Annotated in this window: 1 pseudogene; it reads left to right on the top strand. The window is 47.2% G+C overall.

The annotated features are described in order from the left end of the window. Positions 1–774 (top strand): annotated as a pseudogene (locus tag EHS11_RS19940) (hypothetical protein); the annotation flags it as partial.

Below are 774 nucleotides of genomic sequence, written 5' to 3' on the forward strand. Positions count from 1 at the left end.
TAGCGACCGATAATTATCTGGATAAACAAAAAGAAAAGATGACCGGTGCCAAAGATGCGATCAGTGGAATCCGGGCGGGCGAACAATCTATCATAAAAAAACATGTGACAAGCGTGGTTGCCAGTGCAACGGGTATACCGCCCGAGGTAGCAAGTAGTATCGTAGCGGATTATAAAGGTTCACGGGATGCAAAGAAAGCAAGAAACGCTGTAAATTCCAATCCATTTGCGAATGTTACCAGTCAAGTTGTAGGAGTAGTCGGTGGAATTGTCAAAACGGCGGCTGTAGCATTAGGTGCAAAAGATAGAGATATACAAAAAGCATTCGCAGACGGATCACGAATGGCAAATGCGGGAAGTTTGGACTATGGTACCGCAGATATGCAATCGGAAGCGTATATGAACCAAACGCTCGGGCTCCGGTCGTCTGCGCTTAGTTATTCGTCCGCAACCCCTACTCTAAAGAACAGAAAGGGATTTGTGGAGGAACTGGGAAAACGAATCGTAGTGGATGAGATTGTCAAGGCAACGGGATTTGACCGGGATATAGCAAATGCTAGTTTCCGTCAGCAATATGATGGAATAAAACAGAAAAAAGCGGATAAGAAAGCGCAAGCTGATGCCGCCAGGTCGACTGCGATTACAGCAGCGGTAACAGTATTGACATTGGGAGCAGCGACCGCAGTGACAGGTCCGTTGGCAGCTGTGAATAGTGCGCTCAGTGCAGTAGGTCAAGTATTTGGAGCAGTTGGTAATGCAGCGGTTCAACTGGGAT

Source organism: Leptospira ilyithenensis, from assembly GCF_004771005.1.
In the GTDB taxonomy this organism is placed as follows: domain Bacteria; phylum Spirochaetota; class Leptospiria; order Leptospirales; family Leptospiraceae; genus Leptospira_A; species Leptospira_A ilyithenensis.